This window comes from Streptococcus sp. UBA632, assembly GCF_002300045.1.
In the GTDB taxonomy this organism is placed as follows: domain Bacteria; phylum Bacillota; class Bacilli; order Lactobacillales; family Streptococcaceae; genus Streptococcus; species Streptococcus alactolyticus.
The window spans coordinates 29,287-52,747 of record NZ_DBPA01000053.1 but is presented as its reverse complement, the minus strand read 5'-3'; the positions used below and the strand labels follow the sequence as shown (position 1 = coordinate 52,747).

The following is a 23,461-nucleotide window of genomic DNA, read 5'->3' as shown; positions in this document are numbered from 1 at the left end:
CACGTCAGGCGTTTTGGGCACAAAAAAACTGAGCCTTTCGACTCAGATTTTTGTCAAAAATTACCAAATACCTAGAGAATGTTGCATGAAGAGGCTCACGCAAGTAATTGCTACCCAACAAATAGCCCCAAGCATGATGGCTTGTCCACCAGTTTTGACCAATTTCACAGGGTTGGTATTCAAACCAATAGCTCCCATAGCCATAACGATGAAGAATTTTGAAAGAACTTTCAAGTTATCAAAAATCACAGTGTCAACACCCATGCTGCTGGCAATTGTTGTGATGATTGATGCCATCAAGAAGAATAAAATAAAGGTTGGGAAAGATTTACGCAATTGGAAGGTTTGTTTAGCTTCTCCACCATTTTTTTGCATTTTGTAAGCTCTGTAAAATGACAAACCTAAGGTAATCGGGATAATAGCCAATGTACGTGTTAATTTAACAATGGTTGCTCCGTCAAGTGTATTTGAACCGTGTACAGCATCCCAAGCTGTTGCAGCCGCTGTTACAGATGAGGTATCATTAACGGCTGTACCTGCAAAGACCGCAAAACCGTGGTTTGACAAGTGAAGCAATTCCCCAAGGGTTGGGAAAATCAAGGCTGCCAAGATGTTGAACAAGAAGATAACTGAGATACTTTTAGCCACTTCTTCGTCTTTGGCTTGGATAACTGGCGCTGTCGCTGCAATGGCTGAACCACCACAAATAGATGACCCAACACCAACCAAGGTTGCTGTATTGACGTCAAGCTTCAACCATCTTTGCAAAAGAAAGGCAATGATTAACGATACCAAAATGGTGCTGATGATAATAGGTAAAGATTCTGTCCCTACTTTCACCACTTGGGTCAAGTTAAGACCAAATCCCAAAAGCACAACGGCGATTTGCAAAACGTATTTTGAAGTGAAGGCAATCCCTTCCGCCGTTTGTTCACGATTAGTGTGAAAATTACCGATAATCATACCAAGCAAAATGGCAAATACCGGAGCACCAACAAGAGGGAATTTTTCCCCTAAAAACCAAGCTGGCAAGGCTAAAATGGTACAAAATAAAACACCGGGAACTTTTTTCTGAAATGTCATAATAGTTTCAAACTCCTTTTCATGACAATAATTATACCCCCTCTTAACTATAATGTAAAATTATTCTTTTTTATGATATAATAACAAAAAAGAATGATAAAGGACAAATCCCACCATGTTGGACTATCGTGTGTTTACGTTTATGAAAGTATGTGAAACCATGAACTTTACCCAAGCCGCCAAGGAACTTCACATCACACAACCTGCTGTCACCAAGCACATTCAAGCCTTGGAAATCGAGTATCAAACCAAGCTCTTCACCTTTTCAGGAAAACATTGCCAATTGACGCAAAACGGCGAAGAGTTGCTGAATTTGCTCATGACCATCAACAATGACATCCAGCATTTCAAATCGGATTTGAAGAAAGATGTCAAACCATTGAATTTTGGCGCCACTTCCACCATCGGGGAATTTATCTTGTGTGACTCCTTGATTCACATCTTTTCACAATATTCCCAATACCAATTCAACATGCTGGTCAATAATACCACGTCCTTGCTCAAGGCACTGGATCAAGGAAAGATTGATTTTGCCATTATCGAGGGCTTTTTCTCTAAGGAAAAATACGATTTTCTCCCTTACACGTCAGAGCCCTTCATCGCCGTTGCTTCGTCGCAGTCAGATTTAAATGGCAAAGCTGTGACCTTGGAAACCTTGTTGGATTATCCTATTATCATCAGAGAACAGGGGTCTGGCACGCGTGAAATGCTGTCGCTCATTCTCAAAGAAAACAACCTATCTATCAATGATTTTCGACAAGTCACTGAAATTGGTAGCCTCAATATGATTCGCAGCTTGGTCGCGCACAATGTAGGGATTAGTTTTGTTTATCGCAGCGTGGTCAAAAATGAATTGGCTTCTGGAAAATTGGTGGCCATCGACCTTGATATTCCACCAGTTTGTCATGATTTTACTTTTATCTGGCGAAAAAATAGCCATTTTAAAACACTTTACCAAGATATTTTTAAACTATTTTTAGAAAATAAGGACTTGATTAAAAACCAAAATTAACGTAAACTAAGTAATTAAACGGGCACAGCTTGTAACTTAGAAAGGGCATATATGCATACAACAGTTGACATCACAGAGCTTTTACAATATGGGGAGAGGGTCACATTTAAAAAAGGGGACTGCCTAGCCACATCCATCGCAGGAGAGTCTAACGGGGACATCTTCATCCTGTCTTCAGGCATTTGCGCACTCTCGTCCATTTCTCTTGACGGCAAGGAAACCACCTACCTCTACTTTAAGAGAGAACAATTTGTCGGATTTACATCCCTTATGACAACCTTTAATTTAAATTATTATGGCAAAAAGACCTTCTCTATCATTGCTAAAACCCCTTGCGTTGCTTACCGCATTTCAAACCGCAGTTTTCAGGAATTGCTCGGTTTTCCATCTATCACAGCGCTGATGGTCAATACCCTCACTGAAAACTTGGTGTATTTGATGGAGCATTTTCATAGCAGCAAAAACGAACCTGCCCTTGTGCAATTCAGCCGCTTTTTGATGGACCAAGCTGAGCAAGAACCTTCTGGCGAGCTGTTGCTCGACACTGTCTTTACTTACCAAGAAATCGCCAGCTATCTTGGTATGCATTCTGTGACAATTGCCCGCATGGTCAAAGCCCTGCGTGAAGAAGGCCTGATTGACAAGGTTGGCCACCAAATTCGCATCATCAATCCCCAAAAAATGACAAACCTCATCACCGAAGAACAAAAAATTGATTACTAAATCATGACTACCCGTTAATGGGTGATCATGATTTTTTTGCTTCTGACAGCTTGATAGCGTGATGGACTGAAAGTCATATAAACAAACAGCTGAAGTCATCTGACTCCAGCTGTTCATTGTTAACCGACAAAAATTATTCTACAGTATGACGCTCTCCTAGTAAATAATCGTCCACATTTTCAAACATCTCTGATAGGCTAAGTGGTTTACGTCCTGTCAATTTAACAAAATCACTAACTGGAACATCTAAAAAGCCTTCTGTCACTGTTGTACCAAAACTTACCATACCTTCTGATGTAGCTTGGATAGGACTCTTACTAAAGTCACCGTCAGTATCTCTTGGAACTCCAATAGAATCGAAATAGGCATATAATTCATCGTCTGTTAATTTATTATATGCGATATGATTTCCTGTTGCCTTATTGGCAATGTCTAGAAAGTTTTGATAAGAAATCGGTTCAATACCATTAATATTCAATACTTCACGATGAAGAAGGTCATTGGAAAGGGCACAACTCGCAGCAAAGGCTGCATCTCGACGAGAAATAAACCAAACTCGACCATCGCCCATATTTTTAGAAATAACCTCTTCTTTTGCATCCACTGCTCTTAAATAATCACTAATAAAAGCTTCTGCAAATAAAGAATTACGAAGGAAAATGTAGTCTAATGGTGAATTCTGAATGATAGCTTCTGTAAAACTATGGTCTATATTTTCAATACTTGGATTAAGTGGGTGACTATCTGAAAGTACTGAGGTGTATACAATTTGTCTAACATTTGCTTTAACACAAGCTTCAACTACATTTTGATGAACTTTACAACGTTTTTTCACCAACAAAAGGCATTGAAATCGGAAGTACTTTATTTGCATTTTCAAACACTTTTACAAGATTCTCCAATGAGTTAAAATCAGCTACTGCTGTCTTAATACCTTGTTCTTGATAAGGTTTTAATGCTTCCTCTCTAGGTGCAGTAAATAATAAATCGTCCTTTGGTAACAAATTTTGAATATGTTTAGCGACTTGTGAGCCAAAGTTTCCATCAACACCATTAACAACAATTTTTGTCATAATACTTCTCCTTAAAAGATATTTACTTTATTGTTAGTTTTATTATAATGTAAACGCTATCTAAAATTCAATCCTATTTTTTTATGGCCCATTAGAAATCATAATAAGGAATTATCAAAAATGGTTAGAAAATCAATAAGTGTTTGATTTTTAGAATCTTTTTGATAAGCTAGAACAATTTCATAAGTATGCCAGCTACCTTCAATCGGAATGCTTCGAATCATTCCATCTAATTTAGATAAATTAAAATCATCTGTTCCAAATCCAATAAGTTGTTCTGATAATATATAAAAGAAACTTTCTTCAAAATCATCAACCGTCCTAGCAATATTAGGATAAAAGCCATCTTTTAGCGAACGTTCTTTCATAATGACATAACTTTTACCCATGCTCTCCTCACTCAACATTAACAAAGGATACTGATACAGTTCCGAAACATTAATAACCTGATAATCAAATAGTGGGTGTCCCTGAGCGACCAATGCATTATATCTACCTGATTTTATCACTAATTTTGAAATGTTTTTACTGGTAAATTCTTCTCCAAATGATAATGCCAAATCAGAAATATCTTTTGTAACATAGGTTTCAATATTTTTTCCTTCTACTTTTTTAATTGAATGTTGATAGGAAAGCCAATTTCTTTAAGATAGGAGATAAAAGGTAGGGGTAATCTTAAATCATATAAAGAAGTATAGGCAATACTGAGTCTTGGCTTCAAGGTATTTATTGAATGTTGTATTTGAATTTTTGTTTCTTCATACTGCTTTAACATCATTTTGCATTATTATATAGCATTTTTCCAGCTAAAGTTGGTTGAATAGGAGTCACACTTCTATCAAAAAATTTCGTGTTAAATTCTTTTTCAAGTGAAGAAATGTATTGGCTAATAGATGCTTGTGAAATAAAGTTTTTACGAGCTGTTTCTATATAATTTCTACATTCATACAAATCTATGAAGTATTTTAATTTTTCAATATGCATAGAAATTCTCATTTCATTTTTAGTTATTCTATTATATCATGAGGTATTGCAAATAATTAGAATCCTAATAAAATTATAATAAAAACCTCTTGAAACGAAACAGTTCAAAAAGTTTTGGTTAATTATCTCCCCTCCAATCGCTCCTTGAGTTTTTCAACGAAAAGATAGGCGGCGGGGCAAAAGAGGGTATTTTTAATAGTAAGGTTATTGATTTGGTAAATCTTTTTACGGTCGGTGTGGGGAAATTCACGGCACGCTTTGGGACGGACATCGTAAATGGTACACAAATTATCGCTGCCTAGGAAAGGGCAAGGCATGCTTTGGAAAACCTTGTCGCCGTCCTCGTCAACACGAAGATAAGCGTCCTCAAAGACTGATAATTTCATGCGAAAAGCCTTTGAAATGCGGGTAATATCTGCTTCAGTGAAAAGCGGTCCCAGACTTTTACAACAATTCGCACACTGGGTGCAATCAATCTCTTGAAAGACTTCCGTGTGGATTTCCTGCGTGATTTTGTCAAGGTTTTTAGGGGCTTTTTTCTTGAGGGTTGCTAAAAATTTGCGGTGTTCTTTTTGCTTTTGCTGAGCCAATTCGTGGTAACGCTCAATATCCAATTCTGTCATTTTTGCACTTTCTAACAATTTTCAATCAGAGATCATTATAGCATAAATCACAAAAGACTCAACCGCCATTTTAGCGACGCGTCAAGAGAGCAGCACGCTCCTGTTGCTTTATTTCTTGGATGAGGCGCTGAAATTCTGCAGCCACGGCTTGGCTATTAGCTCTGCTTTTTTGTGGCTGAAAGGTCAGATTTTCCAAAAAGACAGGATCGGTGCCCTTTTCTTGGTAAATATTGCCCTGAAAGAAATAACGCTTGGTCTTTTTGTCAATGGCAAGCAAGGATGAACGCCAACGTGCTTTGGGCTGAGAATTAGGTTTCCAGCTGATTTTTAATTGTTGCCCCAGATAATACCACCCCATTAAACTCAAGGAAATGGCTTGGTTTTTGTTGTGGTCTTGATAGGTACAAAACACCTCGGTCGCTTGGTCCTTGAGCGTCAAAAAAGGGTGAAAATCTTGGATGCCTTGGTAATCTTCGTAGGTCATCTCAGAAGCTTTTGTATCCTGCTGAAATACTACCGAATGAGCATCACGAAAGGGATCATAGACTTCTTCTATAACCTTTTTCTTAGACAAAATGGCCTCAATCTCAGCGTCCGAATAATAGGTAACGTCCGACGCCCGAACTTTTCGGTCACTTGGCACCTGCAAAACCTGAACACTCGCACGCGCTTTTGCCGGCACAGACAAGATACCTTGATAAAGCGTCTTTTGACTAAATGTTTTGAGGCGCTTGAGGTACGAGCTATACCCTTGCTGCGAATGATTAAGGGCGTAAGATCCGTTTGCATCTTTAAAAACAATAACAAATTGTAGGTTTTTGCGTTTTTTATCCCGACGAAAAATAGGTGTGCTAAACTGGGCATCATTTTTGAATAGTTTCAGAAAATGCCCTGCCTTGACGATATGAGTGTGAGCAGTGTGTTTCATGATTTTAGTGTAACACGCTAATGCTAAATTGTCACGGCAAGATTAAAGGGTCTTGTAATCTGCGTCACTAACGGCCTCCAGCCAGATGGTTTTGGTATTATTACCAGACACCTCGATGGCAATATGGCTAAACCAAGCATTCTTTTTAGCGCCATGCCAATGTTTAACGTTAGCTGGAATGACGATGACCTTGCCTGGCACAAGGTTTACCGCTTCCTTGCCTTCTTCTTGATACCAACCTTGCCCAGCTGTGCAAATCAATACCTGACCGCCACCCTTATCTGCTTGATGAATATGCCAATGATTGCGACAACCAGGCTCAAAGGTCACATTTGCGAGAAATAAAGGCGACTCCTCATCCACCAAGGGATTGAGAAAAGATTGCCCGTCAAAATACTGTGCAAAAGCATCATTTGCCTGCCCTTTTCCGAAAACATTTGCCTGATCAAATGCCACTTTGTCCATTTCTGTATTCGTCATAGTAAACTCCCTTCTTTAATCGTCCTGCCAAATGTCCTTAGCTAGGCGAAAAACAGCCCAAGCTTTTGGCCAGCCTGCATAGAAAGCCACATGGGTAACTACTGCCGCTATTTCTTCCTTGCTAACGCCGTGATTTTTAGCATTTTCAAGGTGATGCGCCATCGAACTATCGGTTATACCTTGTGCCATGAGGGCCACTACCGTGATAAGGCAGCGGGTTTTCAAGTCAATAGCCGTGTCGTTCCAATTTTCACCAAAAAGCACATCATCGTTAAAATGAGCAAATGCTGGCGCAAAATCACCCAATTGGTCACGTCCTGCTGTTTGTTTAATGGTCATTGTTCTCTCCTTTCTGGTAGAAAGTAAAATCACATCACTTAAAGTTTAAATGAACTAATCCTTTTAACTGTTTCAGGATCAACATGGGAAAAGAATTGACTCTCCCCCATATCAAGTTTCAAAATTGCTTCCATATCATCTTTTGTTAAAACAAAATTAAAGACATCAAAATTTTGCTCCATACGATTTTTATGCACGGTCTTAGGAATGACAATAACATCACGTTGAATCAAATAACGAAGGGCGACTTGTGCAGCCGATTTATGATATTTTCGCCCAATATTAACAAGTGTTTCATTTGTAAAGAAATCATTGCGCCCTTCTGCGAATGGTCCCCAAGATTCTATTTGAATACCATATTCATCCATTGTCTGACGGGCTTTCAATTGTTGATTAAAGACATGTGTCTCAATTTGATTGACCATAGGCGTAACATCCGCAAAAATAGCTAAATCTGCCATACGATCAGGGGCAAAATTGCTAATACCAATTGCCCTTATTTTACCAGCTTTATAGTACTCTTCCATAGCACGATAAGCACCATAATAATCACCAAATGGCTGGTGGAGAAGGACTAAATCAATATAGTTTGTTTGAAGTTTAGCTAAAGAAGCATCCAGAGAAGCTTTTGCTTTCTCATAGCCATAATTGCTTATCCAAATTTTAGTTGTGATAAAAAAATTTTCACGTGCAATCCCTGACTTACGGATAGCATTTCCAACAGCTTCTTCATTCTTATAGGATTGAGCTGTATCAATTAAACGATAACCAACTAAAATGGCATCACTAACCACACGCTCGCATTCATCGATATTAGGAATTTGGTAAACTCCAAATCCTAAAATAGGCATTTTAATACCGTTTGATAATGTTTTGTATTCCACTAGGTTCTCCTTTCCACATCAAGATTTTGTGATTTCTTCGTTAAACAAATGCTGTTCTTTTTTAAGAACGATGTTTTGGTAGTTTTGAATTTTGCGGTTGAGTCGTCTGTGGGCTTCTTGCAATTCGGCAATGCGGGCTTCTAATTTGACACGTTCTTCTTCTAATAAGTCTAGCCTTGCTTGTTCGGTGCCATCACCTGCTTCCACCAAGCCCATGTACTCAATCAAGGATTCGATGCCAACGCCTGCTCTTCTGAAACAACGGACAAATTCCAAGGCCGCAATGTCACGTTCTGAAAAATCACGAACGCCCGACGCCTGACGTTTGACGCGTGGAATCAAGCCAATCCGCTCATAATAACGAATCGTATCTGCCGAAATCCCTGTCTGCTCGCTAACGGTTTTGATATTCATAGGTCATCTCCTCTCTTTGTTACCTTCAGTATATACCTTAGAGTACACTCCAAGTCAAGCCCAAAAAGGAACTTTTTAGTAAAAATATAATCGTTTTCTAAAATAGGCTGGAACACCAAAAAAAGCACCCAGACCAATCTAAGTGCTAAACAATTTCATCACTCTCTTCTATCGTCCCAATAGTCGCGGAAACGATTCAAATCAGGCAGGGACAAATTGCCTCTGTCTTTAGTCAAGGTAGCTAATTTACTGTGTCCCATAAAAGCCCCCAAAAAGAGCTTGGCCGACTTGGCTAGGAGAAGCTTCTTCTCTGCTCCAATAGAGTGAAAGGAGGTCAGACTAGCAGAGAGTTTCGACACAAATTCTCGATTAACCGCCAAATCGTTGATACTGGTAATGCCACTGGACATGAGGGTGTCAAACAAGGTATCAAACAAGAGTTTTAATTCTTGGCTTGATAAATCATCCGTCCACTGTTTAAAGGTTTTTTCAAGATTTCGGCTCAATTCTGTTGGATGCTCGGCAATTAGCCATTGGCCTGTTTCAGCGTCCATTTGCCAATTGGTCAAAGCGTGCTGCATGATGCCCACACCTTGACTTTGAACGATAACTGGCTCGATGTCATTGTACAACATCACCCCAACGATAGACTCTTCTGGTCGAATAACCCGCACCTTATCGCGAATTGCTCGGTAACCTTCTTTTGCAAGGTCGGCTTCATTAAGCCCTGGAGAATCCAACATATAAATCTGCGTGATTTGCGAGCGAAGGTCAGGACGCACATTGGCCGCCGCGTATAGGGCTAAATTGCCACCTTTAGAATGCCCTGACAAGGTAAAAGAACCCGCATTCTCACTTAAAATTTCTTCCAAATATTTCAAAGACGAACGATGAGCTGGGATTTCTCGCACATAACTCAATTTGAAATCTTCCTTCCAACCAATCAAGGTGTCATCAGTCCCACGAAAAACCAGTTGGCGATAATCTAACTGAGGTAAACTAAAGACCATTGCCGCAAACTGTCTTTCGTATTCTTCGTCCACATCATTGACATAATAAGACACGTGCAAATCCGCAAAACGGTCCGATTCCGCCACTGTTTTTAGCAAATCAATACGTGATTTAGTCGCCAAAAAATTGCGGTCCAAGGTCTTTTCCCCCGTGCTATACGGACGAAAAACTTCTTGCACCAAGACATCCTTGGTCACATCGATACTGGCATCCAGTTCTTCAAAACAAAAATAACCCAACTCATTTATGCACATTTTATCCGCCTCATTAAGTGGAAAAGCCTCGAAAGTCTTGTCTTGATGTTGCGTCACATAATCGTTTATTGTCCCCATAAGTCCCCCTTTTGCGAAACACGCCATCTGATTGCTGCTCAATGGGCAATCGTTTACACTCCTATTATCTCATATTTTTGAAAAAAAGATGGATTTTAACTGTATTTTTTTCATGTTTTTCTCATGTATTTTCAAAAAATGGCAAAAAAACAGTTAGGGCTGCTCCTAACTGTCAGCTTATTTGATAATGTGTTCCATACGGGTTTCTTGCGGGGTCATGCCTTGATGTTGGTAAAAACGCAGAGCCGCTTCATTGGCATTCCAAACGTTCAAGGTCACGTTGTAGCAACCAATCTCTTTCGCATAAGACAAGGCAAACTGGTACAACTGCTCCCCAATTTTGTGCCCACGCGCTGCCGCGTCCACACACAAATCATCGATAAACAAGGTTTTGTGAGGAACTTTTGGCGCTTGCGCTTCCTCAATGATAGTAAACATATGCCCCAACACCTTGCCCTCTTCGCCTTCATAGACAAAAATAGGACGCTTATCATCAGAAAGCAGATCTGCCAATTCTTGCTCCGTGTATTTCACACCTTTAGCTTGGAACAAATCAGGTCTTACTGCATGATGTACGGACAAAACTTGTTGCAAAAGGTCCATTAAGCTTGGAATATCAGCACTTGTCGCAGGTCTAATGGTCATGTCTAACTCCCCCATATCTCGTTTTATCTATTATACCATCTTCTTTGTGGCTTGTAACTACGGCAGAGCTTATTTTTCTAATGCCCTGGCCAAGCGGATGTTCCTCCTAGCACATTTACGACTTGGTAACCTTCTTGGTCCAAAAACAAACTTGCCCGCTCAGAACGCCCACCGATCTGACAAATCACATAATAAAGCATGTCCTTATCTAATTCTTGGTACCGTTCGACCAATTCACTCAATGGTAAATTAACCGCCGTTGGCACGTGCCCTGTGGCATATTCGTCTGGCTCACGGACATCAAGCACATGACATTGTTGTCTTTGCAGGTTTTCTTTCAGGTCCTGTGTTGTAATGGTTTTAATCATAATGCATCTTATCTCCTTTTTTATTCTCATTTATTAACATAAAAAGATGTTTTTTGTGTTATCGTTTGCATTTCTTAATGCCATTTTGTCAAAAAGGTGCTATACTTATCCTTAGTAACGTTTATGCGTTCATAAAGGAGGCCTCATGACTAAACAAGAAATGGTTAATTATCTCTTAGGCTACTTGCTAAAGGAAAATTCGCAATACAAAGCAATTCATATTCCAGAGGATTTGTCAGGTCAAGAGTCCTTATTGCGTGCTCTATTAAATGTTCGTCCTCCAATGGCGACATCTCGGCACTTCCTCTCTGTTCAAAACGATTATTTGCAATTAAAAGCGGCAGAGCGTGTAGTGGTTTTTCTCAACCACTTACACACTGTTCCCAACGATGAGCGTTTTTACGTTTGGAAGGGGGATATTACACGGCTAAAAGTTGACGGTATTGTTAATACGGCGAGTCGTCATCTGCTAGGCTGCTTTGAACCTTTGCATAATTGCTCGGAAAATGCCATCCACACTTATGCGGGTGTTCAGCTGCGACAAGATTGTTACAATCTCATGGAGCAACAGCCTTATGAAGAACCAACAGGAACAGCCAAAATCACACCCGCTTACAATCTGCCTGCCAAATTTGTCCTACACACCGTCAGCCCTAATCTCAGCGGACCTCTGACCCCCATGTCTAAGGATTTGCTGACGCAAACCTATTTGGCTTGCTTGGGCTTGTCTGAGAAAAATCAGCTAGAATCCGTGGCACTACCTGCGATTAATTCTAGCAAGGACCCGCATTTTGTCGATGAAAATGTCGCCGAAGTCGCCGTCCAAACAACCAAACAATTCTTAGAACAAAGCCACTTTGTCAAAAAAGTCATCTTTGCCGTCAATAACGATAAAGAACGCCATATTTATCAAAAGTTGTTGAATTGATTCCAATCATCAACCTCAAAACCGTTAGCAATAGCTAACGGTTTTTTCTTACTCAACAATGGCTTTGGCAATGTCTTCTGGGCTGATATTGGCAAAGTAAAGGCTTGTGTCTATGGTTTGGAGTTTAGCTAGGACGTCTGAATACTCATAGCGAAGGCCAATAAGGGCTTTCTCAATATCTGAAACGTCTTTGATGCCAAAGAAGTCACCGTAGATTTTAATGCCCTGAATGATGGATTTGTCTATGTCAGCATAAATGGTTAGTTTACCTGATGGGTAGCGAACCGAGCGCTTGATTGTGTACTCAGGAGCTGTGCCGTAGGTCCAATCCCAGGTGCCAAATTGTTGGTCTGCCAAAGTCTGAATGGTTTGCAATTCCTGCTCTGAAAAATGGTATTGGGTCATGTCAGGGTACAATTCTCGCATTTTGTTGAGCAATTTTTCTGAGAAATCATCAACCGTGATTTTTTCAGGCAATTCATCCAAGATATTGGTCACACGCGCACGCACAGACTTCACACCTTTGGATTGGATTTTATCCTTTGAGATCTGCAAGGCATTGCCAAGAACGGTCATATCCACGTCAAAGAGCAGGCAACCGTGGTGCATCATTCGCCCCTTGTAGTAAGCTTGGGCATTACCACAAAATTTCTTGCCGTCAATCTCAAGGTCGTTTCGTCCTGTGAAAGTTGCCGTCACGCCGAGATCCGCCAAAGTGGCAATAACAGGCTGAGAAAAGGTCTTGAAATCAAAAGCCCCTTCTTGAGATTTGTTGGAAATAATCGTGTAATTGAGATTGTTGAGGTCGTGGTAAACGGCTCCGCCACCTGACAAACGCCGCACCACATGGATACCATGCTCATCTGTGTAAGCCTTATTTATTTCCTCAATAGCATTTTGATGCTTGCCGATAACAATAGTTGGCTCGTTAATCCACAGGATAAATAGCTCATCTTCTTCTAATAATTCACGAAAAGCATAGGCTTCCAAGGCAATGTTGTAGGCTGGATTGTGAGAATGATTGATAATGTATTTCATCTAATGGTCCTTATCTTTGAGAATGGCGAGGTGTTGGTGGGTTGTGAATGGCTTCTCCGATAGTATCCATGAAGGCTTCGTACATATTTTCAGAGAAGGTTGGGTGTCCATGAATGGCTTGCGCCACATCATCAACGGTCAATTCATTTTCCATAATGGTTGCGGCTTCGTTAATGAGTTCGGCTGCAGCAGGTCCAATAATGTGAACGCCAAGAATTTCATGGTATTTGCGGTCTGCAATGACTTTGACAAAACCTTGCGCTTCGTTAGATGCTAAGGCTCGTCCGTTGCCAGCAAAGCTTGATTTGCCAATTAAAACATCGCCGTATTGTTCTCGTGCCGCTTCTTCCGTCAGACCAACCATGGCAACTTCTGGATGGGTATAAACAGCTGCTGGGATGTATTTGAGGTTGGCTTTGCGATGATTGCCACGAATAGCATTTTCAGCAGCCACTTCGCCCATACGATAAGCAGCGTGCGCCAGCATTTTTTGCCCATTGACATCACCTGGAGCGTAAATGCCTGGGATAGAGGTTTCTTGGTAGGCATTGACTTTGATGCGGTTGCCTTCCATTTCCAGATTGAGGTTTTCAAGTCCTTGCATTTGTGGAACGCGTCCAATAGATAGCAGGGCTTTTTCAACTTGAATACTTTCGTGATTTGTCAGGGTCAAGGTCAACTGGTGATTGCTTTCCTTGATTTCCGCTACGCCAACATTGGTCTTGATGGTCATGCCCTTTTTAGTGAGAATTTTTTGCAATTCTTGAGACACTTCTTCATCCATGGCTGGAATAATGCGGTCTGCCATTTCGATAACAGTGACATCAACACCGTAAGACGCCCACACCAAACCAAGTTCAATTCCAACAACGCCACCACCCATAACAGCTAGTGACTTAGGCATTTCTCGCAAATCTAAAATATCATCAGAGGTCAAAACAAGAGGTGACTCAATACCTGGAATGTTAATCCGCGATACTTTTGAACCTGTCGCCAAAATAATACTGTGCCCCTGAATGGTTTGAGAGCCAATGGTTACGGTTTTATCTGGATTAACCTGAGCAAGACCATCAAAAATAGTAACCTTGTTAGCCTTCAAGAGCCCACGAACACCGCCTGTCAAGGTTTTAACAACCGAATTTTTAAAATCAACGGTTTTATCCATGTCAATGCTGTAATTGGTTGAGGCGAGGTTTATTCCGCGTCCAGCAGCAATTTTGAGTCCGTCCAAAATTTCAGCGTTTTTGAGATAAGTTTTGGTTGGAATACAGCCAACATTGAGGCAGGTACCACCAAATTCAGATTTTTCAACGATGGCTACTTTAGCTCCTAATTGAGCCCCACGAATAGCGGCATAATAACCTGCAGGACCGCCACCGACGACAATCATATCGTATTCCTCAGCTGCCAGCAACACTTTGTCATGGTTGGTTTTGACCACTGAAACGGCTGGCGGAACGACCAAGCCTGCTGCAGTTAGGTCTGAGACAGCTTTATCGGCTGTCCTTTGCAGACTTGATTCGACGGCCTCACCCTCAGCACCAATGTAACCAATGATTTCTGTGACAGGGACAACATCGCCTGCAGGATGCACAATCTTTAAAAGTACCCCTGAATCCTCGGCTTCGATTTCCATATTGGTTTTGTCAGACATGATTTCAAGGAGAATATCGCCCTCGTTCACAGGATCCCCTTCGGCTTTTTTCCACTCTAAGATTTCGCCCTCTTGCATGTCAACGCCGAGCTTGGGCATGATAATTTCTACTGCCATTGCTTTTTCCTTTCTGTTAATTAGATGAGCAATTCCAAAGGATTTTCAAGAAGTGCTTTCAAATCCAGCATGAATTTGGCACCGTTCATGCCATCCACTAGCCTGTGGTCAATGGTCAAACTCGTTCCCATAATAGGACGAATAACCACCTCACCTTCATATGCTACTGGCGTATCAATCGTCGCTGAAATACCTAAAATAGCCGAATTTGGCTGGTTGATAATGGGGTTAAATGATTTAGTGCCAAACATCCCCAGATTAGTGATTGAGAAGGTTGATCCTGACATTTCTGCCGCTTTTAATTTGCCAGCCTGCGCTTTTTGAATGATGTCTTTTGAAGCCACCACGAATTCTGACAAAGTCATTTGGTCTGCACCGTGAACCACAGGTACCACTAAGCCGTCTGAAAGCCCAACGGCAATTCCTAAATTCACAAAATGATGGAGTTCAATGTCTTGCGCATCATGTATCAAAGAAGCGTTAAGAAAATGGTGTTCTTCCTTCATCAAGGTTTTAACTACAGCAAGCCCAATCAAATCGGTAAAGGTCACCTTGTAACCTGTTTTGGTCTTGATTGGCTCAAGCAATTGCTGACGCAGCGCTATGAGATTGGTCATGTCGATATCGTAATTTAAGGTAAAGGTTGGCGCCGTGAAATAAGATTGGGTCATGCCTCTTGAAATAGCCTTACGCATAGCAGACATCTTGATCACTTCAACGCCGTCTTGGGCTTGATTCACAGCAAGAGGTGTTTTTTGCGAAGTAGCCACTTTTTCTGCTGGCACACTGGCTAAAACATCTTCTTTGGTAATTTTGCCACGCTCCCCTGTACCAACCAAAGTATTCAAATCAACGCCCTTATCTTGCGCAATCTTGCGAGCCAAAGGTGTCACGCGCACTGCCTTAAAGGCCTGCACATCTGCTTCATGCACACGCCCATTGGCACCGCTTCCCGTCACTTTTTCAAGGTCAATCCCTCGCTCCCGCGCTAGCTTTCTAGCAGCTGGGGTCGCACGAACCTTGCCATTATCCACTTTTTTAGGGGCAATAGCTGGCGCTGACACACCTGACAAGGATTGGGCTGGCGCTTCCTGAGTTGACGGACTTGGACTAGCCGTCTCCTCTCCCACAGAATCAGGAAGGGCTTCACCTGCTGCACCGATGTATCCGATTACTTTGGTCACAGGCACAACATCACCCGCAGGATGCACGATTTTCAAAAGAACTCCTGAATCCTCAGCTTCGATTTCCATATTGGTCTTGTCAGACATGATTTCAAGCAAAATATCGCCCTCTTGGACACTATCTCCTTGGGCTTTTTTCCACTCTAGGATTTCACCTTCTTGCATATCTACGCCGAGTTTTGGCATAATAATTTCCTTTGCCACAGGCCACACCTCCCTTAGTTGTCGCGTCCATTGCGTGCCATTTGATACAGAGCAGCTTTAATCTTTGTCACATCTGGTAAAATACCTTCTTCCAAGACGCGAGCATAAGGCACTGGCACATCTTCACTAGCCAGTCGCACGATAGGATAGTCTAAGTAATCAAAAGCATCACTCTCAGTCACCCGCGCAGCAATTTCCCCAATAAAGCCACCTGTTTTGTAGGCATCATTAACCAACATGAGGCGTCCTGTCTTTTTAACCGACTGGATAATCAGGTCCATATCAAGCGGGATAAGGGTCCTTGGGTCAACCACTTCAACGCTGATACCATCTTGTGCCACCTCGTCAGCTGCCTGCAGCACACGCTCCAACATTCGGCCATAAGACACAATTGTCACATCTGTTCCTTCACGCTTAATCTCACCCTTACCAAGTGGTAGATACTCCTCAACATCCAAACTCACTTCTTCTTTTTTGCCGTAGAGGGCTTTTGGTTCCATGAAAATGACAATATTATTATCTCGAATGGCTGATTTTAAGAGCCCTTTAGCATCGTTAGCCGTTCCTGGTGCAACCACCTTAATGCCTGGAATATGGGTCAACCAAGCCTCTAGCGATTGCGAATGTTGGGCAGCTGAGCCGATGCCAGAACCAGAGGCCACACGGAAGGTCACGGGTGTTTTTAGACCACCACCAAACATATAATTGTTTTTAGCACCGTTATTAACAATGGCATCAAGGGCAATGGTGATGAAATCCATAAAGGTCACATCCACAATAGGACGCAGACCTGTAATAGCAGCCCCAATAGCGCTCCCTGCAATCGCCGCCTCTGAAATCGGTGTGTCTTTCACTCGTTTGGCACCAAATTCTTCAATCAGACCTACAGACGTTCCAAAGTCACCACCATAAATCCCGACGTCCTCACCCATGAGAAAAACCATGTCGTCTTTGCGCATTTCCTCAGCCATCGCAAGATTAATGGCTTCACGAAAGGCCATTTGTTTTGTTTCAGTCATTATCTCTCTCCTTTTTGATGCAAATGCCTAGTCAGCCCAAACATCTTCAAATGCCACTGCTAAATCTGGCTCAGGGCTATTTTGAGCAAAAGCGTAAGCGTCATCGATTTCTTTGACCACTTGAGCATCCAAAGCATCCAATGCTTCAGCGTCAACCAAGTGATTGTCCGTCAAATAGGTGCGAAAGAGGACCAGCGGGTCTTTTTTCTTCCACTCATCGACTTCTTCCTTGCTGCGGTATTTTCCAGCATCGGCCGTTGAATGCCCAAACCAGCGGTAAGATTCTACTTCCACGATGGCTGGTCCCTTACCAGCACGCACATGCGCAACCGCCTTGCCCATCGTGTCGTAAACCGCCAACACATCATTGCCATTTTCACAGTAAAAACCTGGAATGCCGTAAGCTTCCGCACGCGTGTAAAGGTGAGGGGTGTTGGTTGCTTTTGTGATGTCCATCGAAATACCGTAACGGTTATTGATGATAAAGAAAATCACTGGCAAGTGCCATGTGGCAGCTAGGTTCACGGATTCATGGAAAGACCCTTCGTTGGTTGCTCCATCACCCGAAAAAGCCACGACAATATTGCCTGTTTGCTTGTAGTCTTGTGTCAGGGCAGCACCAACAGCTAGGGCATAGCCACCCCCTACAATACCATTGGTACCGTAATTGCCTTTTTCAAAATCCGCTAGGTGCATCGAGCCCCCACGACCTTTAGATACCCCATTCACCTTGCCTGCCAATTCGGCCATCATTTTATTCAAATCCATGTCCTTGGCAATACACTGCCCATGCCCACGGTGATTTGAAAAAATAATATCATCATAGGTCAAGTGAGCCATAGCCCCAACACTAGCTGCTTCTTCCCCCACAGAAAAATGCGTCATGCCTTGCACAAAGCCTCGGCGGACGAGTTTATTGATGCGCAGGTCAAACTCACGAATGCGCTGCATTTTTAGATACATCTCTATATAGTTTTCACGTGACAAATTCATCTGATTGCCCTCCAAAATTTCCATGTCTTATTTTATTTATCATAAGCTATTATTGGTCAAATCACAAATTATTTAACCGCTTTTTTGAAAACGATTTAAAGAAAAAAACAACCCTGAAAACAGTTCAGCCATTTTCAAAGGTTGTTTGGATGGGTTAGTCGCTAATTGCGTTTCCTGTATAAAGTTGGTAATAGCGTCCTTTTTGCGCCATCAAATCATCATGGTTACCCCGTTCGATGATACGACCACGCTCAAGCACCATGATGCAATCAGCATTGCGAACCGTTGACAAACGGTGGGCAATAACAAAAGTTGTGCGCCCTTTCATGAGAGCGTCCATCCCTTCTTGGACGTGCACTTCTGTCCGTGTGTCAATAGAAGAGGTTGCCTCATCCAAAATCAAGGCTGGTGGATTGGCTACCGCCGCACGCGCAATCGCTAGCAACTGACATTGCCCTTGTGAAAGATTGCTACCATCACCAGTCAAAACAGTGTCATAACCTTTCGGCAGGCGTTTGATGAAGTCATGAGCATTGGCTAATTTAGCGGCCTCGATACACTCCTCATCTGATGCCGTCAGGCGACCATAACGAATATTGTCCATCACCGTTCCTGTAAAGAGGTGTGTGTCTTGAAGCACAATCCCTAGGCTATGGCGAAGATCTGCTTTCTTGATTTTGCGGATGTTGATACCATCGTAATGGATTTTCCCTTTTTGAATATCGTAAAAACGGTTAATCAAGTTGGTAATAGTGGTTTTCCCAGATCCAGTTGAACCGACGAAGGCAATCTTTTGCCCAGGTTCTGCAAACAAATTGATATCATGCAAGACCATCTTGTGGTCGTTGTAACCAAAGGTTACATCTGAGAAAGTCACGCCACCTTCAAGTTTGTGGTAGGTCACCGTACCATCCTCGTGTGGGTGTTTCCATGCCCACATACTTGTGGTTTCTGGCACCTCTTGGATGTGACCAGCAGCGTCCACCTTGGCATTCACCAGCTCAACATAACCTTCGTCCCCTTCCACATCAGCATCAAGTAAGGTAAAGACACGGTCAGCACCCGCCATCGCCATAATAACCGAGTTGATTTGTTGGCTGATTTGTGTAATTGGGTTGGTAAAGCTACGGTTTAGGGCTAGGAAAGACACCAAGGTCCCCAAAGACAAGCTGGCGTGATCATTTAGGGCTAAAAAGGCACCCAACATGGCACAAAGCACGTAAGAAATATGCCCGATATTAGCCGACACTGGCATCAAAATATTGGCATAAATATTGGCACTTGTGGCAGAGTATCGCAATTCTTGATTGATGGTTCTAAAATCAGCCTTGGCACGCTCCTCGTGATTAAAGACCTTAACCACCTTTTGCCCTGTCATCATTTCTTCGATAAAGGCATTGACACGACCAATATCGTTTTGTTGTTGGTGGAAATGTTTAGACGAACGTGTGCCAATCTGACGAGCTACCAGCAGCAAAATAGCCACCATGACAAGCGATAGCATGGACAAAGGAAAGCTCAACATAAGCATGCTAGTAAAGGTTACCACGATAGAAAAGGTTGAATTGACCACTTGCGGGATACTTTGACCAATCAATTGACGCAGCGTATCCACGTCGTTGGTGTAGATAGACATGATATCCCCATGAGCATAGGTATCAAAATACTTAATTGGCAAACGCTCCATATGGGTAAAGAGGTCCAAACGAATGCGACGCATGGTTCCTTGCCCAACGTAAACCATCAAACGGTTGTAACCGTAAGAACTTAAAACCCCCACGATACCAACCAAAATCAAGCGAAAAATAGCCCGTGCCAATCCTGAATAATCAGGATTTTGGGCAGCTAAAAGAGGGGTGATGTAGCTATCAATCAAGGTTTGCATGAACAAACTAAAGCGTACCATACACAGTGCCGTCACCAAAATCAGCAATAGCACCAGCAAAAAATGCCATTTGTAGTTGCTAAAAACATAGGCCAAGACCCGTCTTAGAGTGTCTTGTTTGTTCACTTCTTTTTGTGTTTGGGACATTAGGCACCACCTTCCATATCAAAATCTCCATCATCTTGTTGTTGCACATCATTGATTTCACGGTAAATAGCATTGGTTTTGAGTAATTCGTCGTGACTGGCAAATCCTGAAATCTTACCGCCGTCAAGCACCAAGATTTTATCAGCATGTTGGATACTTGAGATACGTTGAGCGATAATAATCTTAGTTGTGCCAGGAATGGTTTCAGCAAAGGAACGACGGATATTGGCATCTGTCGCTGTATCAACGGCACTGGTTGAATCATCCAAAATCAAGACTTTTGGCTTTTTCAACAAAGCACGTGCGATACAAAGGCGTTGTTTTTGCCCACCAGATACGTTGCTACCACCTTGCTCAATCCACGTATTGTATTTATCAGGGAAACGCTCGATAAATTCATCCGCACAGGCTTGGCGACAAGCTTCAATGCATTCTTCTTCCGTCGCGTCCTCATTTCCCCAGCGAAGATTATCCAAAATAGTTCCTGAAAAGAGGATATTTTTTTGTAACACAACGGCAACTTGGTCACGCAAAACTTCCAAATCGTATTGGCGGACATCATGACCACCCACAGTAACGGAACCAGCATCCACATCGTAAAGACGGGAAATCAAGTTTGCAAATGAGGTTTTTCCTGAACCTGTACCACCGATAACACCGATAATCTCACCCGATGCAATAGACAAATCAATGTCAGATAGCACTTCCTCACCACTACCATGCTTGTACGAAAAATGCACATGGTCAAAACAAATGCTGCCATCTGGCACTTCCATCAATGGATTTTCAGGATTCACAATATCTGCTTTTTCCGTCAACACTTCTGATATCCGCTCAGCACTGGCCGTACTCATGGAAATCATGACCATAATCATAGACAACATCATCAAAGACATCATCATGGCAAAGATATACGAAAAGAGCTACGTCAATTCCCCTGTGGTCAAGCTTCCTGCCACGATAAAGTGTGCCCCAAACCACGACAAGCAAATCATACACGCGAAGATGATAAACATCATGATTGGGTTATTGAAAATGACAATTTTTTCAGCCTTAACAAAAAGCTGGTAAATGTTCTCTGCTGCCTTGGTGAATTTTTTATTTTCATAATCTTCGCGCACAAAGGCTTTTACCACGCGAATACCAGAGATATTTTCTTGAACACTGGCATTGAGTTCATCGTATTTACGAAAAACGTAATTAAAACTCGTCATGGCTCTGCGCATGATAAAGTAGAGCGAAGTTGCTAAAATCACTACCGCAATCAAAAACATGATACTCAAGCGACGGTCAACCACAAAGCACATAAACATACTGAAAATCACGGTTAAAGGTGCTCTGACTGCCACACGGATAATCATTTGGTAGGCATTTTGGACGTTTGTGACATCCGTTGTCATCCGCGTCACCAAACCAGCCGTGCTGTATTTATCGATATTAGAAAAGGCAAAGGTCTGAATATTATCGTACATCCCCTCACGTAAATTAGCCGCAAAACCAGCCGAAGCTTCTGCCGCAAATTTCCCAGCTAAAAAGCCAGTTGTCAAACCACAAATGGCTAGAAATAGCATTAACAAGCCAAATTTCATAGCGACAGCCATATTACCCGCCTGAATCCCTTGGTCAATCAATTGGGCGATAACAAAAGGAATCGACATATCAAAAAAGACTTCCAAAGCAGCACACAAGGGCGCTAGCAAAGACGGTCTTTTGTACTCCTTAACGTGTGCAAGCAGCGTCTTAATCATTCTCGTCACCTCTTTCTACGACATTATAGTAGGCTTTTTCTAACAAGACATGGAAGGTTTCTTGTTCTTCCTGACTAAAGTTGCCAATAATTTCACATTCCGAATCGTCCAAGTAAGCCTTCAATCTCTCCATCAAAGCGCTCCCATCGTCTGAAATACGAACCCGTTTAATCCGCTTGTCCTTCTCATCTTGGCTGATGAGAATCATGTTTTTCTGATTCAAGCGTGCCAACAAGCCCGCCATAGTTGGCTGCGATACCTCAAATTCTTTTTCCAATTCTTTGTAGGTATAACTGGCTTCCGTTTTCTTCAGAAAAAGTAAAATCCAAGACTGCATAATCGTAATATTATACGGCTTTAGGAAATGGTTCATGTTTTGCTCCAAACGGTGTGCGATTCGCTTGACTAACCAGCCATAAGGCGCGTTTTTCGTTTCCATCCTTACCTCCAAATGTGCTCAAAAACGCATAAAAACGTCTCCAAACATTTCTCTCACTAATGATTATACAAAATGATTTTCCGAAAACCAATAGCCTGCTATCTATTTATTTCTACAAAGAGTTGGATATGAAAAATGGAGCCAAATCGACTCCATTTGTTTTTTGTATGCAAGTTCAGACTTCTGATACTAGCCTTCGACTTGTTCGCTGAGTTCTTCCCATTCTGACATGAGGACTTCTTGTTGCTCGCTCAAGGCATCCAATTCTTTTTGCAGGTCAACCAACTCCGTAGCATCATTTGTGGCAAGCATGGCTTGGTTAATGCTTTCTTCCTTGTTTTCAATGTCTTCCAATTGATTTTCAATGTCAGCAATGCGGCGAGTGAGTTTGCGGAGTTCCTTTTGGTTGGCTTTTTGGGCATGGTAATCATTGGTTGGTGCTTTTTCAGACACTTCCGCAGGCTTTTCTTGCCCTTCTTCGGCTTTTAGACGGGCCAATTCTTCCAGCTCTGCCTTTTTCTCAAGGTAATAATCGTAATCACCAAGATAAAGGGTTGAGCCTTCTTCTGAGATTTCCAGCACTTTTGTTGCCACGCGGTTAATGAAATAACGGTCGTGACTGACAAAGAGAAGGGTGCCATCAAAATCAATCAAGGCATCTTCCAAAACTTCCTTGCTATCAATATCCAAGTGGTTAGTTGGCTCATCTAGGATAAGGAAATTGTCATTCTGCATTGACAATTTCGCAAGAAGCAAGCGAGCACGTTCGCCACCTGATAGCATAGCAACTGATTTTTTGACGTCATCTCCTGAGAAAAGAAAAGCTCCCAGACGGTTACGAATGTCCACTTCTGGCGTGGTTGAAAAATCATTCCACAATTCGTCCAGCACGGTGTTGGTCCGCGTGAGANNGACATTGGCACCGTAAGTAGCAGTTCCCTTGATAAATGGCACTTGCCCCACGATAGACTTAATCAAGGTTGATTTACCAATACCATTTGGTCCGACGATGGCAATGGCATCGCATTTTTTAACGTCAATGTTAATCGGCTCAGACAAGATATGATTGTCGTAACCAATTGCCATATCTGTGACGGTCAAGACCACATTTCCTGAAACCTTGTCCGCGTGGAAGGTCATATGGGCTGATTTTTGCCCAGCGCTTGGTTTATCCAAACGTTCCATTTTCTCTAATTGTTTGCGGCG

24 protein-coding genes and 4 pseudogenes are annotated in these 23,461 nt (G+C 42.1%); 3 read left to right on the top strand and 25 right to left on the bottom strand.

Features of this window, described 5'->3' with window-relative positions:
* Positions 1 to 60: 60 nt before the first annotated feature.
* Entirely contained in the window at positions 61 to 1,083 is a 1,023-nt protein-coding gene (locus B3473_RS06520) for a YeiH family protein (RefSeq protein WP_154455050.1), read from the bottom strand.
* A 115-nt stretch (positions 1,084 to 1,198) separates the two neighbouring features.
* Here B3473_RS06520 and B3473_RS06515 point away from each other — a divergent pair, with 115 nt between their 5' ends.
* Both B3473_RS06515 and B3473_RS06510 read left to right on the top strand, forming a co-directional pair.
* Positions 1,199 to 2,095 carry a LysR family transcriptional regulator gene (locus B3473_RS06515; protein WP_154455049.1) on the top strand — a complete coding sequence of 299 codons (897 nt, stop codon included), beginning with the start codon at positions 1,199 to 1,201 and terminating at the stop codon, positions 2,093 to 2,095.
* 51 nt (positions 2,096 to 2,146) lie between these two features.
* Positions 2,147 to 2,818, top strand: coding sequence for a Crp/Fnr family transcriptional regulator (locus B3473_RS06510; protein WP_154455048.1), 672 nt, complete (start codon positions 2,147 to 2,149; stop codon positions 2,816 to 2,818).
* 133 nt (positions 2,819 to 2,951) lie between these two features.
* Here the strand turns inward: B3473_RS06510 and B3473_RS06505 are convergent, their stop codons facing one another.
* The 13 genes from B3473_RS06505 to B3473_RS06445 all read right to left on the bottom strand — a co-directional run bounded on the left by B3473_RS06505 (position 2,952) and on the right by B3473_RS06445 (position 10,899).
* Positions 2,952 to 3,653, bottom strand: coding sequence for an NmrA family transcriptional regulator (locus B3473_RS06505; protein WP_235281068.1), 702 nt, complete (start codon positions 3,651 to 3,653; stop codon positions 2,952 to 2,954).
* On the bottom strand, positions 3,637 to 3,891 hold the full coding sequence (locus B3473_RS06500; protein ID WP_235300358.1) for a hypothetical protein: 255 nt from the start codon (positions 3,889 to 3,891) through the stop codon (positions 3,637 to 3,639). The genes B3473_RS06505 and B3473_RS06500 overlap by 17 nt, the downstream gene beginning before the upstream one ends.
* A 98-nt stretch (positions 3,892 to 3,989) precedes the next feature.
* Positions 3,990 to 4,451 carry a LysR substrate-binding domain-containing protein gene (locus B3473_RS06495; RefSeq protein WP_154455047.1) on the bottom strand — a complete coding sequence of 154 codons (462 nt, stop codon included), beginning with the start codon at positions 4,449 to 4,451 and terminating at the stop codon, positions 3,990 to 3,992.
* A gap of 214 nt (positions 4,452 to 4,665) precedes the next feature.
* Positions 4,666 to 4,875: a helix-turn-helix domain-containing protein gene (locus B3473_RS06490; RefSeq protein WP_204984551.1), complete on the bottom strand. Its 210-nt coding sequence runs from the start codon at positions 4,873 to 4,875 to the stop codon at positions 4,666 to 4,668.
* A gap of 122 nt (positions 4,876 to 4,997) precedes the next feature.
* Entirely contained in the window at positions 4,998 to 5,498 is a 501-nt protein-coding gene (locus B3473_RS06485) for a YkgJ family cysteine cluster protein (protein WP_154455045.1), read from the bottom strand.
* Positions 5,499 to 5,568: 70 nt separating this feature from the next.
* Positions 5,569 to 6,426 (bottom strand): hypothetical protein, encoded by an 858-nt coding sequence (locus tag B3473_RS06480; protein WP_293677992.1) that lies wholly within the window; start codon positions 6,424 to 6,426, stop codon positions 5,569 to 5,571.
* Positions 6,427 to 6,468: 42 nt separating this feature from the next.
* Positions 6,469 to 6,906, bottom strand: a complete 438-nt coding sequence (locus tag B3473_RS06475; protein ID WP_235280927.1) for a cupin domain-containing protein — start codon at positions 6,904 to 6,906, stop codon at positions 6,469 to 6,471.
* Positions 6,907 to 6,921: 15 nt separating this feature from the next.
* Positions 6,922 to 7,245 carry a carboxymuconolactone decarboxylase family protein gene (locus tag B3473_RS06470; protein WP_235280928.1) on the bottom strand — a complete coding sequence of 108 codons (324 nt, stop codon included), beginning with the start codon at positions 7,243 to 7,245 and terminating at the stop codon, positions 6,922 to 6,924.
* Between the two features lie 38 nt (positions 7,246 to 7,283).
* Positions 7,284 to 8,129, bottom strand: coding sequence for an aldo/keto reductase (locus B3473_RS06465; RefSeq protein ID WP_293677989.1), 846 nt, complete (start codon positions 8,127 to 8,129; stop codon positions 7,284 to 7,286).
* Positions 8,130 to 8,147: 18 nt separating this feature from the next.
* A complete protein-coding gene (nmlR, locus tag B3473_RS06460; protein ID WP_168260903.1) occupies positions 8,148 to 8,543 on the bottom strand; it encodes a stress response transcriptional regulator NmlR in 396 nt (131 codons plus the stop codon).
* Positions 8,544 to 8,701: 158 nt separating this feature from the next.
* Positions 8,702 to 9,886, bottom strand: coding sequence for an Mbeg1-like protein (locus B3473_RS06455; RefSeq protein WP_154455041.1), 1,185 nt, complete (start codon positions 9,884 to 9,886; stop codon positions 8,702 to 8,704).
* A 177-nt stretch (positions 9,887 to 10,063) separates the two neighbouring features.
* On the bottom strand, positions 10,064 to 10,531 hold the full coding sequence (locus B3473_RS06450) for a GNAT family N-acetyltransferase (RefSeq protein ID WP_154454244.1): 468 nt from the start codon (positions 10,529 to 10,531) through the stop codon (positions 10,064 to 10,066).
* A 77-nt stretch (positions 10,532 to 10,608) separates the two neighbouring features.
* Positions 10,609 to 10,899 (bottom strand): rhodanese-like domain-containing protein, encoded by a 291-nt coding sequence (locus tag B3473_RS06445; RefSeq protein WP_154454245.1) that lies wholly within the window; start codon positions 10,897 to 10,899, stop codon positions 10,609 to 10,611.
* A gap of 145 nt (positions 10,900 to 11,044) precedes the next feature.
* Between B3473_RS06445 and B3473_RS06440 the strand changes: the two genes are divergently transcribed.
* A complete protein-coding gene (locus tag B3473_RS06440; protein WP_154454246.1) occupies positions 11,045 to 11,827 on the top strand; it encodes a protein-ADP-ribose hydrolase in 783 nt (260 codons plus the stop codon).
* A 48-nt stretch (positions 11,828 to 11,875) separates the two neighbouring features.
* On the opposite strand, the gene B3473_RS06435 is transcribed toward B3473_RS06440, so the two are convergent.
* The 11 genes and pseudogenes from B3473_RS06435 to B3473_RS06395 form a co-directional block, all read right to left on the bottom strand.
* A complete protein-coding gene (locus B3473_RS06435; RefSeq protein WP_154454247.1) occupies positions 11,876 to 12,865 on the bottom strand; it encodes a lipoate--protein ligase in 990 nt (329 codons plus the stop codon).
* A gap of 10 nt (positions 12,866 to 12,875) precedes the next feature.
* Positions 12,876 to 14,255 (bottom strand): dihydrolipoyl dehydrogenase, encoded by a 1,380-nt coding sequence (gene lpdA / locus B3473_RS06430; RefSeq protein WP_373875657.1) that lies wholly within the window; start codon positions 14,253 to 14,255, stop codon positions 12,876 to 12,878.
* 122 nt (positions 14,256 to 14,377) lie between these two features.
* Positions 14,378 to 14,636, bottom strand: a pseudogene (locus B3473_RS07385) (biotin/lipoyl-containing protein); the annotation flags it as partial.
* A 20-nt stretch (positions 14,637 to 14,656) separates the two neighbouring features.
* Positions 14,657 to 15,664: pseudogene (locus tag B3473_RS06425) on the bottom strand (dihydrolipoamide acetyltransferase); the annotation flags it as partial.
* A 192-nt stretch (positions 15,665 to 15,856) separates the two neighbouring features.
* Positions 15,857 to 15,985 (bottom strand): annotated as a pseudogene (locus tag B3473_RS07380) (biotin/lipoyl-containing protein); the annotation flags it as partial.
* A gap of 53 nt (positions 15,986 to 16,038) precedes the next feature.
* On the bottom strand, positions 16,039 to 17,043 hold the full coding sequence (locus tag B3473_RS06420) for an alpha-ketoacid dehydrogenase subunit beta (protein WP_154454249.1): 1,005 nt from the start codon (positions 17,041 to 17,043) through the stop codon (positions 16,039 to 16,041).
* A 27-nt stretch (positions 17,044 to 17,070) separates the two neighbouring features.
* A complete protein-coding gene (locus B3473_RS06415; RefSeq protein WP_154454250.1) occupies positions 17,071 to 18,036 on the bottom strand; it encodes a thiamine pyrophosphate-dependent dehydrogenase E1 component subunit alpha in 966 nt (321 codons plus the stop codon).
* 154 nt (positions 18,037 to 18,190) lie between these two features.
* On the bottom strand, positions 18,191 to 20,068 hold the full coding sequence (locus B3473_RS06410) for an ABC transporter ATP-binding protein (protein ID WP_264879677.1): 1,878 nt from the start codon (positions 20,066 to 20,068) through the stop codon (positions 18,191 to 18,193).
* Positions 20,068 to 21,816 (bottom strand): annotated as a pseudogene (locus B3473_RS06405) (ABC transporter ATP-binding protein). Before B3473_RS06405 ends, B3473_RS06410 begins: the two are co-directional and overlap by 1 nt.
* Positions 21,809 to 22,255: a MarR family winged helix-turn-helix transcriptional regulator gene (locus tag B3473_RS06400; RefSeq protein WP_154454253.1), complete on the bottom strand. Its 447-nt coding sequence runs from the start codon at positions 22,253 to 22,255 to the stop codon at positions 21,809 to 21,811. The pseudogene B3473_RS06405 and the gene B3473_RS06400 overlap by 8 nt, the downstream one beginning before the upstream one ends.
* 189 nt (positions 22,256 to 22,444) lie before the next feature.
* A partial coding sequence (locus B3473_RS06395; RefSeq protein WP_293677981.1) for an ATP-binding cassette domain-containing protein occupies positions 22,445 to 23,461 on the bottom strand: 1,017 nt, incomplete at its 5' end.

Excerpts from the sequence above, each read along its gene's own strand:
- B3473_RS06520 (WP_154455050.1), bottom strand. The coding sequence starts at position 1,083 with ATGACATTTCAGAAAAAAGTTCCCGGTGTTTTATTTTGTACCATTTTA.
- B3473_RS06515 (WP_154455049.1), top strand. The coding sequence starts at position 1,199 with ATGTTGGACTATCGTGTGTTTACGTTTATGAAAGTATGTGAAACCATG.
- B3473_RS06510 (WP_154455048.1), top strand. The coding sequence starts at position 2,147 with ATGCATACAACAGTTGACATCACAGAGCTTTTACAATATGGGGAGAGG.
- B3473_RS06500 (WP_235300358.1), bottom strand. The coding sequence starts at position 3,891 with ATGACAAAAATTGTTGTTAATGGTGTTGATGGAAACTTTGGCTCACAA.
- B3473_RS06490 (WP_204984551.1), bottom strand. The coding sequence starts at position 4,875 with ATGCATATTGAAAAATTAAAATACTTCATAGATTTGTATGAATGTAGA.
- B3473_RS06485 (WP_154455045.1), bottom strand. The coding sequence starts at position 5,498 with ATGACAGAATTGGATATTGAGCGTTACCACGAATTGGCTCAGCAAAAG.
- B3473_RS06480 (WP_293677992.1), bottom strand. The coding sequence starts at position 6,426 with ATGAAACACACTGCTCACACTCATATCGTCAAGGCAGGGCATTTTCTG.
- B3473_RS06475 (WP_235280927.1), bottom strand. The coding sequence starts at position 6,906 with ATGACGAATACAGAAATGGACAAAGTGGCATTTGATCAGGCAAATGTT.
- B3473_RS06470 (WP_235280928.1), bottom strand. The coding sequence starts at position 7,245 with ATGACCATTAAACAAACAGCAGGACGTGACCAATTGGGTGATTTTGCG.
- nmlR (WP_168260903.1), bottom strand. The coding sequence starts at position 8,543 with ATGAATATCAAAACCGTTAGCGAGCAGACAGGGATTTCGGCAGATACG.
- B3473_RS06455 (WP_154455041.1), bottom strand. The coding sequence starts at position 9,886 with ATGGGGACAATAAACGATTATGTGACGCAACATCAAGACAAGACTTTC.
- B3473_RS06450 (WP_154454244.1), bottom strand. The coding sequence starts at position 10,531 with ATGACCATTAGACCTGCGACAAGTGCTGATATTCCAAGCTTAATGGAC.
- B3473_RS06445 (WP_154454245.1), bottom strand. The coding sequence starts at position 10,899 with ATGATTAAAACCATTACAACACAGGACCTGAAAGAAAACCTGCAAAGA.
- B3473_RS06440 (WP_154454246.1), top strand. The coding sequence starts at position 11,045 with ATGACTAAACAAGAAATGGTTAATTATCTCTTAGGCTACTTGCTAAAG.
- B3473_RS06435 (WP_154454247.1), bottom strand. The coding sequence starts at position 12,865 with ATGAAATACATTATCAATCATTCTCACAATCCAGCCTACAACATTGCC.
- lpdA (WP_373875657.1), bottom strand. The coding sequence starts at position 14,255 with ATGATTGTCGTCGGTGGCGGTCCTGCAGGTTATTATGCCGCTATTCGT.
- B3473_RS06420 (WP_154454249.1), bottom strand. The coding sequence starts at position 17,043 with ATGACTGAAACAAAACAAATGGCCTTTCGTGAAGCCATTAATCTTGCG.
- B3473_RS06415 (WP_154454250.1), bottom strand. The coding sequence starts at position 18,036 with ATGAATTTGTCACGTGAAAACTATATAGAGATGTATCTAAAAATGCAG.
- B3473_RS06410 (WP_264879677.1), bottom strand. The coding sequence starts at position 20,068 with ATGTCCCAAACACAAAAAGAAGTGAACAAACAAGACACTCTAAGACGG.
- B3473_RS06400 (WP_154454253.1), bottom strand. The coding sequence starts at position 22,255 with ATGGAAACGAAAAACGCGCCTTATGGCTGGTTAGTCAAGCGAATCGCA.